This is a genomic window from Lactobacillus sp. CBA3606 (assembly GCF_002970935.1).
Taxonomy (GTDB): Bacteria; Bacillota; Bacilli; order Lactobacillales; family Lactobacillaceae; genus Lactiplantibacillus.
Map to the genome: position 1 here is coordinate 93,323 of NZ_CP027194.1, position 16,263 is coordinate 109,585.

Sequence of the window (16,263 nt, forward strand, 5' to 3'; positions counted from 1 at the left end):
TTAGTTTTTTGTGTATAATGGTGTTCGTGTGAAAAAAGACGCGTTACTTTCAGAAAGTTAGTTAACGGTACTTAATTCAAAATAAAACGGCGTCACGAACGCCACAGGAGGACAATATAGTGATTCATCAGCTGCTGGCAGAGTTCATGGGAACCGCCTTGATGATTATTTTTGGTGTTGGGGTCCATTGTAGTGAAGTTTTAAAGGGGACCAAGTATCGTGGTTCTGGGCATATTTTTGCGATTACCACTTGGGGTTTTGGGATTACCATTGCGCTCTTTATTTTTGGGAATGTCTCGATTAATCCGGCCATGGTTTTTGCGCAATGTCTTTTAGGGAATATCCCTTGGAGCATGTTTATTCCTTATTCCGTTGCTGAAGTGTTAGGTGGGGTTGTCGGTGCCGTGATTGTTTGGATCATGTATGCTGATCACTTTGCTGCTTCTGCCGGTGAAATTTCACCAATTACAATTCGAAACTTATTCTCAACTGCACCAGCCGTTCGGAACTTACCACGGAATTTCTTCGTTGAATTTTTTGATACTTTTATTTTTATTTCTGGGATTTTAGCTATTTCTGAAGTGAAGACACCGGGGATTGTACCAATCGGCGTGGGGTTGTTAGTTTGGGCAATCGGGATGGGCCTTGGTGGGCCAACCGGATTCGCCATGAACTTAGCCCGAGACATGGGGCCACGGATTGCACATGCTATCTTGCCAATTAAGAATAAAGCTGACAGCGACTGGCAATACGGGATTATCGTTCCTGGGATTGCCCCATTCGTTGGGGCTGCTTGTGCGGCGCTGTTTATGCATGGGTTCTTTGGAATTGGATAGGTAAAATAAATACTGATTGATTTTAACATCTATGCCTGTTGATACGGGGTAGGTGTTTTTATTTTGAAATTTAATCGGTAACAATTGTCTATATTAGTAGTAAACGACTGTTATCGGATAGGTACCAATTAGTATAGGAAATGCAGGTTTACATAAAAAAATGATTTAAATTTATAAATCTAATTGGAATTAAAGTATTATTATCCTGTGCTAAACTTCATTTTTAATATTTTTCTGATATAATACTAAAATAATAGTCTTTAATTTTGGAGGAAGTCAATTTGGAAAAAAAATATGATTATTTAATTGTTGGAGCCGGTTTATTTGGTGCTGTTTTTGCACATGAGGCCGCACTAAAAGGTAAGAAGGTTAAGGTGATTGATAAACGTAATCATATTGCCGGTAATATTTATACGAAAGAAATTGATGGTATTCAGGTTCATCAATTTGGCGCGCATATTTTTCACACTTCAGATAAAAAAATATGGGATTATGTCAACCAATTTGCGGAATTTAATCGGTACACAAATAGTCCAGTAGCTAACTATAAGGGTAAAATGTACAATTTACCTTTTAATATGAATACTTTTAATGAGTTGTGGGGAGTTAGAACACCGGCTGAGGCTAAAGCTAAGATTTTAGATCAGAAAGATGCTGCTAAACTTGAAGGACAGCCTAAAAATCTTGAAGAACAGGCGATTTCTCTAATCGGTACTGATGTTTATGAAAAACTGATTAAGGGCTATACTGAGAAACAATGGGGACAGAAAGCTACTGATTTACCAGCTTTCATTATTCGTCGCTTACCAGTACGTTACACATATGATAATAATTATTTCAATGACACTTATCAAGGAATTCCAATTGGTGGATACACCCAAATTGTTGAAAAAATGTTAGATCATCCACAAATAGATATTGAAACTGGTATCGACTTCTTTACTGATAAGGACAGGTATTTGGCGAACTTTCCTAAGATTATCTTTACTGGGATGATTGATCAATATTTTAATTATCAATTAGGTGAATTAGAATATCGATCACTACGATTTGAAACTGAAAAGTTAGATGTCGATAATTATCAAGGAAATGCGGTCATTAATTATACTGATTCTGAAACGCCGTATACTCGGATTATTGAACATAAGCATTTTGAATTTGGTAAAGGTGATAAAAATAAGACTATTATTACCCGCGAGTATCCAGCAAACTGGAAACGTGGGGACGAGCCATATTATCCAGTAAATAATAGCCGAAATAATACACTTTATAAGCGATATACTGAGTTGGCTAAAAAGGAAAGTAATGTTATTTTTGGTGGACGCTTGGGGCAATACCGATATTATGATATGCATCAGGTAATCTTAGCCGCTTTGAAGTTGTCTCAAACAGAACTATAAGATAATTTTGGCTAATTAAATTTAGAGGAGAACTAATGGAATTAAGAATTAAATTACGGAATATAATACGGATTATTATCAGACATAGTATCTTACTTGTGGGGGTTACCTGTGTTGCAGTTGTAGCAGGAATTGGATGGACTTCCTTTGTTGAAAAGCCAGAATACAAGTCAAATGTACAGTTTCTACAGACGGATAATGATACATCCAAAATAAGTGTTTATGATCAGGTGCTTAATTTACAATCATTTAAAACGGAGCTAAACACTGCATTAAAGCAGAAAAACATCGCTTCAGTTTTTAGTAATTCAAAAATTAGTAGCATGTCAATTGAATCTTCAGTTAATTCACCTATATTTTCATTAACAGTTGTGACTGAAAACCCTAAATTTGCACCATATGCTGCTACTCAAGTAGCTCAAAATTTAATTAACTTTGTTGGTAAATATCAGAATAACGTGAGTTTAGCAATTGTTTCAAAAAGTTCTTCTGATGCTAAGCCAGTAAAGAAAAGTTTAAAAAAAGTCATTTTTATTTCTGGCGCAATTGGTTTAGTCCTTTCGCTATTACTGATTTTTTTAAAGGAGTTTTATGGTAAAAAAATGACCAGTCAATATTTAAATGATGTTTTTGGCATTGAATATTTAGGTAGTGTGGAGCTAAATAGTAAGGAAACTCAGCAAACAAGGAGTTAAATCTATGGGTAATGATAATAATAAATTTAAAAATGAAATAACATCGATTTCTGAAAAAATAGATTTGAAGTTAGCCAAAAAAAATAATAATAAATTATTAGTATGTTCTCCTGAGGCTGAGGAGACACGAGCTGTTGTAACAGCAAATTTGGTTTTGTATTGGATTAATAAGCAAGAAAAAGTATTACTAGTTGAAACTGGAGAAAGTGAAAAATATGCGAATGCGTTTGGTTTCGAAAAAAATGAAAACGAAGCACTCTATAGATCAAAAATAAATCAATTATTCATGATGAGACTTAATTCAATTAATCCCGAAAAAAAGTTGCGTAATATTTTTGATAATAGTATGAATTTTGACAAAATTATTGTTGATATTTCAAGCGATTTAGACGAACAGAATTTCAGCTTGTTAGTTGCGAATGTAAAGAATGTTTTACTTGTTACTAAGGAAAACGGTGATAAACATAGAATGCGTAAACAACTTCGGATGATCGATGATTTTAGCAAAATAATTGGTTACGTTGCTATAAAGTAGGGAGTGAGTTCTATTAAAAAGAAGATATTTTCTATTATAGGCATAATTGTTTTCACGGTGTTTTTTTGTATTAGTGCACGATTATTTCGTAGCCAAAGGACAATATCGCAGGTGGAAAATTCTGTTTCAGCGACTCGAACTTTGAATGTGTCAGGTTTGAAAAATTCGAATATGTATGGTGCTAGTAAAGATTACGTTTCATTTCAAAATAAATACTTAGCATTAATGAAGCGTAAACGTGTTAATTCCTATATCATGGCTGTGAATAAAGGTGCTGTTAGAGTACAAACGGCTAATGGAGTGGCAAAAAAAGGTGTGAATTGGTCAGGAAAAACGCAATTTCGGGTAGCAAGTTTACAAAAATTATTAACAATAGATTTAGTTTTACAATTGAATAATTCAAATAAATTGGCACTAACTGATACAATAGGAAAACTTATTCCAGAGCTTAAGAATTCAAAAATTTCAGATGTAAGTGTAAATAGTTTGTTAACCAATAATAAGAATATTTATGCTTCAAAAAAGATTGTTATAAATAAGGATTATTATGATTTGCTTGCCCAATTTAAATTGAAAAAAAATTTGTTTGAGCAAGGTACCGATAGCTTGAATATAAATTATCTATTACTTGCGATGATTATTCAGCGTGTCAGCGGAGAACGTTATATCGATTTTGCTCAGAAGCAAGTTTTATTAAAGAATGGTATGAATCAGACCTCATTTGTCTCAACGGATGAGATTAATGCGCAATTAGCTATTCCATATCATCGGGATGGAAGTTCTGTTGACTATAATAATCCATATGATAATAGTGATTTTGTTTTTGGATTAGATGATTTATGTATGAGTACGACAAACATGTATGTATTATTAGATAAGTCTGTGGATAAATATGCGGACTCTAAACTACGTGCTACGTTTGATACAGCATACAAAAAAATATATGGTCCAACTTCAATCAGGAATGGAGTATATGTTGCGTCCAATAAAAACCAAGGCTATGAGAGCTACTTAATTGTACAGCATTTGAATAATACTGGTCTAGTCTATAACATAACTTCTAAGCCTGATTCTTATAACGCAAAAAAGGCTGCTGAAAGTTATTATAGTAATTTAGGAGATTAAAATAATGGATCAGGTATTACTTGATGAAAGAAAGAATAGGCAAGAAAAGTTTTTTCTGGGTCTTTATGGTGTTAATTTGGTAGCATGGTTTATCAACTATTCCATGTTAAATACGATGATACCTGAACTGGCGAAATACATGGCAGTTTTTAATGTATTGGCGTTTTTTGTTTATGTATTTATGGGTTTTCAAATTGACGAAAAAGTCTTATGGTTATGTTCACTCTTTTTGTTTTGTACGTTAGTTAGTTATTATACTTCTCGTGATGTGGTAATTATAGGAATTGGTATTTTGATTTTTACTTCGCAAGGAATAAAACGAAAGAAAATATTGCAAGAATATGTTGTAATTTCCATAGTAATGACAAGTGCTATTTTTATATTAAGCCAAGTTGGTATAATACAAGATTTGGTATTCATTCGTGGTGGGGTGGAAAGGCATGCATTTGGAAGTATTCAACCCACAATATTATCTGCACAGTTGTTTTCATTATGTGTAGCAGTTGCTTGCTTAAAATATAAAACAATTAAATATTTTGAAATAATTAGTATGGTAGTCTTGGCAACGGTGTGTTATTGGTATCTGAATGCCAGAAATGATACAGTATTCATCTTATTAATTGTTATCACATTATTGTTAGGAAAGTGGAAAGTAAAAATTAGATTTACTGTGCTCAGGGATTTGATGGTGTTTCTAATGCCGATATTAAGTTTAGGAGTTTATAGTCTGGCGGTTAATTATGATGCTTCAAACACTATAATGAGTAGATTGAATGATATTTTATCCAGTCGCCTACAATTATCTAATATAGCAATTTTTCGGTATCCGATAAAATTATTTGGTCAAAAAACCATCGAAAATGGTAATGGTGGAGGAACACAAATAGCAACCAACAATTATTTCTTTATTGATTCATCATACTTACGCTTGCTACTACGATATGGGGTGGTACTATTTGTTTTTGTATTGACTTTGTATATGATAACAATGGCCATATTATTAATGAAAAATGAGTATACTATTTTTGTTTTATTGGTTATTATGTCCATTCAAGTGATGTGGGAACAATCGCTTATGAGTGTCTGCAATGTTTTTATTTTTTATATGTTGATGGATACTGACGATTATCATAGTTTATATCGAATTGTTAAATATAGAAGCCAAAATTTTTTTAGATTCATAGAGGAGTAAGTGAAGATGCAAAAAAATAAAATATGTTTAGTCGGATCTAGTGGTGGTCATCTAACGCATTTGTATAAACTGAAATCAACGTGGGAAAATTATGATCGTTTTTGGGTAACTTTTGATAAAGAAGATGCAAATGATTTGTTATCAAATGAGCGAGTCTATCATTGTTATTTTCCAACTAATCGAAATATTCATAATTTAATTAGAAATACATTTCTTGCTATTAAATTACTCTGGAAAGAACGACCAAAGGTAATTATTTCTTCAGGTGCTGCGGTTGCGGTGCCGTTTTGTTATTTTGGTAAGTTGATGGGAGCTAAGATTATTTACATTGAAGTATTTGATCGTATCGATCGCCCCACTATTACAGGTAAATTAGTTTATCCAATATCTGATGAGTTTATCGTTCAATGGGATGAAATGAAGAAAATATATCCCAAGGCAAAAAATTTAGGGAGTATCTATTAATGCTTTTTGTAACAGTCGGTACGCATGAACAACAGTTCAATAGGTTAGTCAAATATATGGATGATTATCAGAAACAGCATCCGGATGAGGAGGTCGTTATTCAGTCTGGATATTCAACATATGAATGTAATTTTGCGAAATCGTATGATTTTATTAGTCCTCAAGCAATGGATGAATACATGCTGAAAGCAAGTGTCATTATTACCCATGGTGGTCCATCTAGCTTTTTAGCTGCTTTAAAACATAATAAACCAGTAATTGTTGTACCTAGAATGTTGAAATTTGAAGAACATGTTAACAATCACCAAGTAGAATTTTTACGCAGGTTGGCGCCTCAATATAAAGATGCATTATTTCCAGTGTATGAAATAGATAATTTAAGTGATACGATTTTTCGTGTTATCAATAAGCATTCTGCTATCAATCCAGTAAAGTGGCATAATACTGAGTTCAATAATGAATTAACTAAGATTGTCGTAAAGATGATGGAGAAATAGATAATGTTAAAAAATATCAAGCATAATGAAAGCTTCATTAAACTTTTTAGTTTCTTAGGTGGTATGGTCAATCACTTAATAGCAAAGAAAAAGCGTATTGTTCTATACTCAAATTGGGGATTCCGAGATAATGTAAGATATCTTTATGATTATTTAATCGATAATAGTTATGATAAAGAATATGAGATTATCTGTGCTTCAAATGATTTTTATGGACTAGATGAGATAGCATCCAAGAATATTATTTTTATAAAGAGCAAAGTGAAAATTTTAAAATATTTTTTGACTTCAAAATATTTTTTCTATTGTTTTGGTGGAATTCCAATTAGATCTGCTAGAGGACAAAAAGTGATTAATTTGTGGCACGGTATGCCCATAAAAAAAATCGGTCGGTTAGAATCAGGTATGTCTCGAGATTTGAATTACTTTGATTATTTACTGTCGTACTCAGATTTCTTTTCATCGGTTTTACAGCAATCGTTTGATATAAACCCAAGTAAAATCATGATTGCTAATGCACCACGTAATGAACCTTTTATCAAAATAGATACCAGAAGGGTTAACAATAGAAAAACAATTGCATGGCTACCAACGTATCGTAAGTCTACAAAGTTAGCATCAAGCAATGGTGATTCAGACGAAATAATTCCACTTTTCTCTGATTCAAAGGACTTTGAATCATTTGACGATTTTTTAGGTACAAAAAACATCTGTATGTATATCAAATTACACCCTTTACAAGATACAATTAATATTCCACGAAATTTAAAAAATATAACTTTTATTAATGACACATGGTTATTTGAAAGAAATACGGATTTATACAAGTTTTTAGCGAGAACTGATGCATTGATTACTGACTATTCATCTATTTCAATTGATTATTTGCTCTTAGATAGACCGATTTTTTACGTGATGAATGATCGTGAGAGCTATTCGAATTCACGTGGCTTTAATTTTACCATTAATCAATTTGTTGCTGGGGAAATCGTGGAAAATATGAATCAATTTAAAAAAGCAATTTCTGATTTCTCTGCTAATAAAGATGAATTTATCACGTTAAGACATGGAAAATTAAATGATTTTTATGCTAATGGTTCGAGTGGTATTAAGGAATTACTAGATTTTGTCGGAATTTGAAAGGAATGGTTCCATGAAAAGGATACCTTTTATTTCAATTGTGATTCCAGCGTACAATGCGGCTAAAACAATTGGGAATATTATCTTATCTTTAGAAACTCAAAATTTTAATGACTTTGAGTTAATCATCATCGATGATGGTTCAATAGATGAAACAGAATCTATTGTTCGAGAATATGCTCAGAAATATACTAATATTAACTTTTTTTCACAAGTTAATAAGGGTGTTAGTAGTGCACGTAATGCAGGTTTCGAAAAAACGAGTGGTGATTATGTACTATTCTTGGATTCAGATGATAAAGTAAGTAGTCATTTATTAACGACGGTTTATGCAAAAGCTCAATCGGGTCATTTTAGAGATGACTTAATTATTTTTAGCAAAAAGAATGTCAATTTTGCTGGAAAAATTGTTAGCATTAATCAAGTTCCTGAGATGAAATCGACTATAATTGATGCAAGTATATTTAATACATTACTCAAAAACAATCTTTTACCAACAATGTATAATAAGGTAGTCAAAAAGGAATTTATCAAAAGTATTAGATTTAAGAATCTATCTGTCGGTGAAGATTTTCAATTTGTATTAGATATTATTCAGTTGAAACCGTTGACCGCATTCATTAATACAGTTTTATATACTTATGATTTAGAGTCTAATGATTCTATCATGCAGAAGTATAATTCAAATCGATTACAGAATTTCATTATGCAAAAACCGCAACTTGAAAAAATTGTTGCTTCACTGGCTAATTCTGAAGCAGAACGAGAACAAGTAGTAGATGCTATTAATTTAGATACGCTGAATAGAGTTATTACTAACACTTTTCGTAAACGGGGGGGTTAGCGTTTAAACATAAATATGAAGAATTAAACAGAGCGTATCGATCTTTCCCTGTAAGTTCTTTACTAATTAATAAAAATTATCATGGTATTAAGAAAGTGAAAATGTTGCTTGCTGTTAACTGCAATCCGGTTAAGTTCATATTTTTGAATGGATTGTATTTACTGAAATAGATGGAAGTTAAACTTGTTCTTGTTTTATAAGTGAAAAATAATAATTAATTGATTTTGTTGTGTTATAGTTTCCTAAAGTTTGACAGATGAAAAAGTATAATTCGTCTGTCAAACTTTAGGGAACTTTTATTTTGATGGCGAATTGTCAAACCAAGTGTAACACTTTCTTGAACAAAGGCTCCGATGGTATACAATATGCTAGAATCCTTTTAGGACGATATTTTAACTTCTATTGGACAATATTTCACTGCTAATTTCACCTTGGACAGTGTCTAACTCTCAATGGACAATTCGTTTATGATTATTGATGTAATTTGGCCACTTATGAATCGAGATATAATCGATCCTGATTCTTGATGATTGCATGGTCTTAATGATCAAGAAATCGTTGCGTCCAGAACGGACTTAAATAATCATTCACGCAAGGTATTGGATTGGAAAAGTTCAAGTGAGGTTTTCTTTGGTAAAAAGTTGTGTTTGAATTTGATAATTCGTCATATTTCTTTTATGGATATTGTATCTTATTTTAAAAGTATAAAAAATTGCCAGTAAACAAGTATCGTCTTATTTACTGGCAAAACAGGATTATAGAATCTATTTTATAGTTTGAAGGGTTTGAGACAGCTATATATGATTGAAAATTTAGGTATCTGCAAAGGGATAACTAGTGTAAGATATCTAAAAAATATGGGTTAAGTCTTTAAAGATTATTAAATACGTTGGTAGTAAAAGTACCATTAACTAACTTATTTTGAATGTTACGGACATTATCTATTATTTTAAAATAGTCGTTGGTGGTTATGGACGTCATTAACTGATCAATATCATTAATAGATGATATTGTGTATCCCAAATGATTCGAGGTTACAAATGTTGCTTCTGCAGCCTTATCCCATATTATAACGGGAATACCGGCAGCTAGATAGAATGATAATTTATAAGGATTATTATACAAAAGATAATTTCCAAAAGAGACATCATTTTTATCAGAAATTTTGGCGTCAGGGCCATCCCATATCAGTCCAAAACCATTATTTACTTTTTTCAGCAGTTCGTCTGAAGGTAAACTACCTTGGTACATAGTTTCAACTTTATCTCGATTTTGATCTAGGGGGCCAAATAACTTGAATGTGGAATTATCAGTATTTTGTAGTTTGAAAATAAATTTAGATTTATTTAAATTACCAGTAAAATAAATATTGTGAGAGTATTCAATTTCTTTTGTAGTTACATCGATTTCTGTAAGGTAATCAAAAATATTCAAGTTAGAGCAATTAGTTTTTAAACCATTATTTTTCAATAACTTAGTCATGGTATCGTTTGGTGAAATCACGGTATCTAATTTATTGAGCAAGTGAATTTCGTATTTTAATCCTTTACCAAATGGCTGTTTAAAGCGAAGGGCATCAATATCGTGTATTAATGCAATAGTATAAATGTGTTTGTGACGGAGTGCATTTAATAGTGTGATATCAAACAATGTCCCCATGTATGTAGGGTATTGAATAACTAACTTATCATCTGCAGTTAATTGTTTAAGCAAATTTTTAATAGCAGGTAATGATTTTAGAAGTTTTTGTTTTTTTCCGGTCAATAATGATGTTTGAATTGTATTGTAACCATTATTGGATAAAATACGGTTGATATCATTTTTGGGCTTGCTTAACCCACTATTTGATGTTTGGGTTCTAATTATATTTAAGACATGTTTTGTCATTCTAGTATATAACTCCTATTAATTTTTTAACTACTTAAACATTATATCAAAGTTGAACAGTATTAATATAGGGGAGTATAAATAAGTCTATCTAAATAGAAATTTCTGGATTTTTTTGAAAGATAGTTTTTCGGTTGTCGATATGCTAAAATATAAGTTATGTGTTATTTTTTTAATTTAAATATTAGTGGGGAAAAATATGAAAATAGTTAAAAATTACTTATATAATGTTGGCTATAATATATTAATTTTACTAACACCATTATTGACAGTACCGTACATTTCACGTGTGCTTGGACCAACAGGTGTTGGAATTAATGCAACTACTAATTCTGTTATTACATATTTTTTACTTGCTGGTACTGTTGGGATAACAATTTATGGCAATCGTGAAATTGCTTTTATTCGAGAAAATAGGCAGAAGAGGTCACAAACTTTTTGGGAAATTGAGTTTCTGCAGATCCTTATGATTACACTTGCGTATCTTGCTTTTTGTGTATTTCTTTATTTTCAAAATCAACTAAAAATTTACTTTTTTTACCAGTCTTTTTATATTATTGCAGGTGCTTTTGATATTTCTTGGTTTTTTATGGGATTGGAAGATTTCAAAAAAACTGTTATTCGTAATATGATTGTAAAGCTGTTATCACTATTAGCTATTTTTACGTTTGTTAAAACAAAAAATGATGTTGGAATCTATATTTTGATTTTATCTGTTTCACAGTTGTTAGGAAATGTTACATTATGGCCATATTTACCTAGGATGGTTTATGCGCCGAAACTTTATAGTTTGAAAATATTTCGTCATCTAAAACCGTCACTTTCGCTGTTTATTCCACAAGTGGCCATTACTGTTTACTTAGCTGTTAATAAAACAATGTTGTGGAAACTAGATTCAGTTACAGCCTCAGGCTACTATGACTATTCAGATAAATTGATTAAATTAGTATTGGCTATTGTTACTTCAACAGGGACGGTTATGTTACCACATATTGCAAATTTATATGCTAAAAAGAAAATGCATCAAGTTAAGGAATACTTGTATACATCGTTTGATTTTGTGTTATCAATATCAATACCGATGGCATTTGGGGTAGCATCTCTCGCAACGGCGTTAGCCCCCTGGTTCTTTGGTGAAAAGTTTACGCTAGTTAATAAGTTGTTAATGCTTGAGTCTCCAGTTATTGTATTGATTGGATTGAGTAATGTCATTGGGCAGCAATTCCTGTTACCTACTAAGAAAACTAGAACATATACTATATCAGTTGTTTTGGGAGCACTTGTGAACATTATTATTAATGTGCCATTGATTTTGAATTTAGGTGTATATGGAGCGATGATTGCTACAATGGTGTCAGAATTGACTGTAACTTCTTATCAATTATATAAAGTCCACTCGTCGTTAAAATTTAGTAGATTGTTTACTAACTTATATAAGTATGTGATTGCAGGTGTTACCATGTTTATACCGGTTTATTTTTTGAATGCTTCAATGAAAATTTCATCAGTTAGCCTGGCTATGCAGATTATGATGGGAATCTTATTTTATGTAGGGATGTTGTTTATTTTACAACCAAGTATATTTAAAAACTTAAAAAAGTTAAGACATTAAATTTACTATAAGATAAAGTAAAAGGATGATATACTATAATTATTAATAACAAAATTAATTTTATTTTTCAGGGGAATAATAATTGAAAAAGGTAATTACGTATGGCACGTTTGATCTACTTCATAAGGGACATATTCGTTTATTGAAGCGTGCTAAGGCATTAGGAGATCATTTAACGGTATGTGTGTCTACTGATGAATTTAACGCATTGAAAGGAAAACGAGCATATACTTCATTTGAGGACAGGAGATATATTTTAGAAGCAGTTCGTTATGTTGATGAAGTTATTCCTGAAAACAATTGGGATCAAAAAATTGGAGATGTTGTAGATAATGACATTGATATTTTTGTAATGGGTGATGATTGGAAAGGCAAGTTTGATTTTCTAAAAGATTATTGCAAAGTTGTATATTTGCCACGTACTGAGGGGATTTCATCAACAAAAATAAAGACTGATTTGGGAATGAAATCGACTAATTAAATAGTATGCCTTTTACATGGGGCATGTTTTAAACTATTTTTACATCACGACGAAAAGTCACTTCATTGGTTATATCTAAAATTCAATGATGTTTTACTTTTTTGTTTAGATGTTTTTTATTTTGGAACTAAATTAAAAATAATATAATCAAAATTTACAGAAACAAAAAGTTATATGTAACATTTTCATGTTTTGGGAGAAGTGAACGATGAATACTGATTGTTTGAAATTGGTTCGTAGAGTTATATTAGGTGCGATTGTTTTTTGGGGATACGTTATTATTATGAATGTATGTGCATTAGCAGATTCATTTATCAATGTTCAAAATGAGGGTATGTCAACTGATGAAAAGGTAGATAATAATAAATCACTGCAAAAAATCATTGATCAACATAGAAATGGTCAGACAACAATTTATATTCCTCGAGGTGTGTATTGTTTTAACAGTGGTGCAATAGTCTTGCATTCAAATTTGCACTTTAAATTTGAAAACGGAGCCGAATTTGTGATATATGATAATCAATTATTGAGTTTTTCGTACCCTAGTCCAGCTAATGGATATGATGGGGGAATTAATAATATTAGTTGGACGAATGCTACTTTTAGAGGATCAGATATTAATGGTCAAAGTTCGTTTGTTCAGAGCATGAATCATGCTCAGAACATTTCATTCGATAAATGTGTGTTTTATAATTCTGAGAACCCTGAAGGGCATGTTTTGGATATTGGTGGTAGTCGGAATATTAGTGTAAAACGGTCTAGTTTTATAGGGTTTAATTTTATTTCTAAGAGTGATTATAAGGAAGCTATACAAATTGATTATTCTAATAAAAAAGCTATGTCCTATATATTGCGTGATGATAAATATGATGATTTACCATCATACAATATTTATATAAATGATAACCAATTCTTGCCGATTATGAAAAAAAACAAAATAAAGTATTATGCACCAAATCCTATAGGTGAGCATATTATTTACAATAATGCGAAGGCGGGAATAGTCCATGATGTGCATTTTGATAATAATGAGGTTGTGAATAGTATTCCTCGGCGTCAAATGCAAACAGGAATAGTGAATTTTGAAGGTGCATCGAATATATTTATCTTTAATAATAATTTTAGCAATACAGTTGCAGCTGGTCCAGCGAGTTATATTAGGGTTCATAATCCGTTAAAGACATACAAGATGAGTGGGATATATATTGCTGGAAATACTTTTTCTAACATTAATCCTACCCGACAGTATATTATCATTCAATCTATTCGACAGAATAATCCTTTTCGTCAATCTTATGTGAATAATAATGAGGTGATCTCAGATTGGAGAAATTCTGTATTTATTAACGGAGGTAACAGGGGAACTATACAAAAAAATAATAAAATATTAGATGTAATTACTAGATAGTAATTACAACAAGAAAATGTACATTTAATACGTCCCAAGTCTGTATATACTGGGATCAATCGGGCTATAAAGAGTATGGAGGAATGTTAATTGAAAAATTTTTTAGTCTTCACGTTGGTGTTAATATTGGTTGGAATAGTTAGTGCGACAGTTACACATGATCGATTGATATTCTTTTCGAGAAATCACACAACGCTTTTAAAAGGTATAGCAATTCTAACAGTGTTGTGGGGACATATTGGCTTAGCGTATCATTTTTATAGTATTCAATGGATTGCTGGAATTGGTGTTACCTTGTTTTTAATTTGTTCTGGTTATGGATTGGAAGCCTCGTTCAATAAGAATGGGTTAGCACACTACTGGAAAAAGCGAATAATTGCTGTAATAATTCCGTATTGGATAGTGTATTTGTTGGCAGGAGTATTGTTAAATTCAAATTTTAACATGAAGGTTGTTATTGAAATTTTAATATTTATTAGAGCTAACTGGTACATACCATACATATTAATAGTTTATGTTATTTATTGGTGTCTCAAATTTTTAACTGTAAGATTTAAGCTTAGTAAAAAAAAGTTTTACTTAATGTTATTTACTAGTTTTACAATTTGGTTTGTAATAGTTTCGTATTATTTTATTATACCGAGTGCGACGTCTTTACTTGCACGACAAATGTATGCTTTTCCACTGGGCGTGATTTTTTATGATTATTATAAAAATGTGGAATCTATTTTTATTGAACGCTCATGGAAAAGTCATGTACTATTTGGTGGATTGGCCATATTTAGCTTAGGGGTAAATGTTTTGACAAATGTATCAGATATTTTTTCTTCTTGGCCAAATTTATTGAATAATGTTTTATCGTTGTTTACTATTGTTCCGCTGGCAATTGTTTTGATTAGAATTTCTTGCATTGCTTATCCTTTATTTTCAAATGGCTTATTTAAATATTTAGGAGTAATTTCATATGAAATCTATTTAATACAGTACTTTTCACGTGGGATAGTTAATGAAAATCCGATTTCACTATATTTTTGTTTTCTCGTAACAATATTTTTAAGTTGGATTTTTTATTTGGCATATATGCGTATTAAAAACTTAGTTTTAAAAAAGTAGTTTGAAGTAAACCCCCAAGGTTGGACAAAAAATCCAACCTTGGGGGTTTTACTATGGTTAAGTTTAATTTAGGATTATAGTTGTCACCGAATATTTGAGTGGCATCGGGTCAACTTCATTGGCAAAAAAACATGACATCAGCGCATCAGCAAGGAAATAACCATCCTTCTTTGGGTTAGTCGCTTCCAGAGATACGGTGTAGACGGATTGAAGTTAAAACATTGTAAGGCAGAATATTCTAGTCAGTTCAAAGTTACTGTATTAAACCGGATAAAACAACACCAGGCCACGTTTCCGGCAACAGTGCTACACTTCAATCTATCTTCGTCAAGCGTTATCTGGCAATGGGAGAAGCGCTTCAAGGAGCATGAAATCGCTGGCCTTGAACGAAGGCGAGGAAACCCTAAAACTATGGCTAAACATAAAACAAGAAATCTCATAAATAGTGACCGAGTTAAGGCAAGTCTTTCAAGTTCCCATCAAACTTCTACTCAGAGTAGTCAAGGTTATAAGAAGTACGTACTATTACGCACGAGCACATCAGCAGCATGAAAGGCTAGCTGATTGTCGAATCGATGAGATCCGGCAGGAAGACGCTAAATACACTAAGAAGTATGGTTACCGACGACTAACTGAAGCTTTACAGGAACATGGATTTACCGTGAATCATAAGCGAGTTTTACGCATAATGCGTGAGCATGATTGGCTTTGTTTAGCATACAATCGGCAAAAACGGAAGTACAATTCGTACAAAGGCACCATTGGAAAAGTTTCGCCAAACCGATTAAATCGAAGATTTAAAACGGACCGCCCTTATCAAAAACTCGTCATAGATGTCAGCGAATTTCGATACGGTGGTATGAGTCAAAATGAACGGATCTATTTAGAACCAGTCATTGACCTTTTTTCAGATGAAGTCTTAGCTTTTTAACATCAGTGATCATCCAACAGTCAAGTTCGCCTTAAAACCGCTTAAAGAAGTCTTAGCGGGATTACCCAAGTTAGGGTATCGAACGACGGTCCATACAGATCA

General features: G+C 31.9%; 16 protein-coding genes and 1 pseudogene. 16 read left to right on the top strand and 1 reads right to left on the bottom strand.

Going from position 1 to position 16,263, the window contains the following annotated elements:
* The first annotated feature begins 119 nt into the window (after window positions 1-119).
* From larD to C5Z26_RS12810, 11 genes and pseudogenes are all read left to right on the top strand, one after another.
* Window positions 120-836 (top strand): D/L-lactic acid transporter LarD, encoded by a 717-nt coding sequence (gene larD, locus C5Z26_RS00505; RefSeq protein WP_105448105.1) that lies wholly within the window; start codon window positions 120-122, stop codon window positions 834-836.
* 281 nt (window positions 837-1,117) lie between these two features.
* Window positions 1,118-2,236, top strand: a complete 1,119-nt coding sequence (gene glf, locus C5Z26_RS00510) for a UDP-galactopyranose mutase (protein WP_105448106.1) — start codon at window positions 1,118-1,120, stop codon at window positions 2,234-2,236.
* A 35-nt stretch (window positions 2,237-2,271) separates the two neighbouring features.
* Window positions 2,272-2,931 (top strand): Wzz/FepE/Etk N-terminal domain-containing protein, encoded by a 660-nt coding sequence (locus C5Z26_RS00515; RefSeq protein ID WP_105448107.1) that lies wholly within the window; start codon window positions 2,272-2,274, stop codon window positions 2,929-2,931.
* Window positions 2,932-2,935: 4 nt separating this feature from the next.
* Window positions 2,936-3,466: a hypothetical protein gene (locus tag C5Z26_RS00520; RefSeq protein WP_105448108.1), complete on the top strand. Its 531-nt coding sequence runs from the start codon at window positions 2,936-2,938 to the stop codon at window positions 3,464-3,466.
* 111 nt (window positions 3,467-3,577) lie between these two features.
* Window positions 3,578-4,591, top strand: coding sequence for a serine hydrolase domain-containing protein (locus C5Z26_RS00525; RefSeq protein WP_158682764.1), 1,014 nt, complete (start codon window positions 3,578-3,580; stop codon window positions 4,589-4,591).
* Between the two features lie 4 nt (window positions 4,592-4,595).
* A complete protein-coding gene (locus tag C5Z26_RS00530) occupies window positions 4,596-5,783 on the top strand; it encodes a hypothetical protein (RefSeq protein ID WP_105448110.1) in 1,188 nt (395 codons plus the stop codon).
* Between the two features lie 6 nt (window positions 5,784-5,789).
* Entirely contained in the window at window positions 5,790-6,248 is a 459-nt protein-coding gene (gene pssD / locus C5Z26_RS00535) for a PssD/Cps14F family polysaccharide biosynthesis glycosyltransferase (RefSeq protein ID WP_105448111.1), read from the top strand.
* On the top strand, window positions 6,248-6,745 hold the full coding sequence (locus C5Z26_RS00540; RefSeq protein ID WP_105448112.1) for a glycosyltransferase: 498 nt from the start codon (window positions 6,248-6,250) through the stop codon (window positions 6,743-6,745). Before pssD ends, C5Z26_RS00540 begins: the two co-directional genes overlap by 1 nt.
* 3 nt (window positions 6,746-6,748) lie before the next feature.
* Complete coding sequence (locus tag C5Z26_RS00545) at window positions 6,749-7,885, top strand: CDP-glycerol glycerophosphotransferase family protein (protein WP_105448113.1); 1,137 nt, start codon at window positions 6,749-6,751, stop codon at window positions 7,883-7,885.
* Window positions 7,872-8,729, top strand: a complete 858-nt coding sequence (locus C5Z26_RS00550; protein WP_105448114.1) for a glycosyltransferase family 2 protein — start codon at window positions 7,872-7,874, stop codon at window positions 8,727-8,729. The genes C5Z26_RS00545 and C5Z26_RS00550 overlap by 14 nt, the downstream gene beginning before the upstream one ends.
* A 530-nt stretch (window positions 8,730-9,259) precedes the next feature.
* A pseudogene (locus tag C5Z26_RS12810) lies at window positions 9,260-9,379 on the top strand (IS30 family transposase); the annotation flags it as partial.
* Window positions 9,380-9,599: 220 nt separating this feature from the next.
* Here the strand turns inward: C5Z26_RS12810 and C5Z26_RS00560 are convergent.
* A complete protein-coding gene (locus C5Z26_RS00560; protein ID WP_105448116.1) occupies window positions 9,600-10,616 on the bottom strand; it encodes a glycosyltransferase in 1,017 nt (338 codons plus the stop codon).
* 199 nt (window positions 10,617-10,815) lie between these two features.
* Here C5Z26_RS00560 and C5Z26_RS00565 point away from each other — a divergent pair, with 199 nt between their 5' ends.
* The 5 genes from C5Z26_RS00565 (at window position 10,816) to C5Z26_RS12765 (ending at window position 16,161) form a co-directional block, all read left to right on the top strand.
* Entirely contained in the window at window positions 10,816-12,228 is a 1,413-nt protein-coding gene (locus tag C5Z26_RS00565; RefSeq protein ID WP_105448117.1) for an oligosaccharide flippase family protein, read from the top strand.
* Window positions 12,229-12,310: 82 nt separating this feature from the next.
* Window positions 12,311-12,709, top strand: a complete 399-nt coding sequence (gene tagD / locus C5Z26_RS00570; protein WP_105448118.1) for a glycerol-3-phosphate cytidylyltransferase — start codon at window positions 12,311-12,313, stop codon at window positions 12,707-12,709.
* Window positions 12,710-12,917: 208 nt separating this feature from the next.
* A complete protein-coding gene (locus C5Z26_RS00575; protein ID WP_234005697.1) occupies window positions 12,918-14,117 on the top strand; it encodes a pectate lyase family protein in 1,200 nt (399 codons plus the stop codon).
* Window positions 14,118-14,207: 90 nt separating this feature from the next.
* Window positions 14,208-15,230, top strand: coding sequence for an acyltransferase family protein (locus C5Z26_RS00580; protein WP_105448119.1), 1,023 nt, complete (start codon window positions 14,208-14,210; stop codon window positions 15,228-15,230).
* A 445-nt stretch (window positions 15,231-15,675) separates the two neighbouring features.
* Window positions 15,676-16,161 (top strand): IS3 family transposase, encoded by a 486-nt coding sequence (locus C5Z26_RS12765; protein ID WP_158682768.1) that lies wholly within the window; start codon window positions 15,676-15,678, stop codon window positions 16,159-16,161.
* Window positions 16,162-16,263 lie beyond the last annotated feature (102 nt).